Origin of the sequence: Mesorhizobium sp. M7A.F.Ca.MR.362.00.0.0 (assembly GCF_004023175.1) — a bacterium.
Lineage (GTDB): Bacteria > Pseudomonadota > Alphaproteobacteria > Rhizobiales > Rhizobiaceae > Mesorhizobium.
The window spans coordinates 1-227 of record NZ_RZTF01001172.1; the positions used below are offsets into that span (position 1 = coordinate 1).

The 227-nt window shown below is 34.4% G+C and carries 1 protein-coding gene; it reads left to right on the forward strand.

Annotated features, from left to right (window positions below):
- The coding region (locus tag EOC06_RS39525; protein WP_281062161.1) for a solute carrier family 23 protein at positions 1–227 on the forward strand (227 nt) is incomplete at both ends.

Sequence of the window (227 nt, forward strand, 5' to 3'; positions counted from 1 at the left end):
GCCATGGAGGAATTGATTATACAATTGCCTTATCTGCTGTATTTGTTGCAGGAATCATCTTCTTAATTCTTTCTTTAACAACTTTCAGGGAAAAGCTGATAGAAGCTATTCCAGAAAACTTAAAGCATGGTATCACTGCTGGTATCGGTTTGTTTATCGCTTTTATTGGTTTAAGACAGACACAAATAATAGTCGATAATAAAGAAAATCTTGTTGGACTTGGTGAT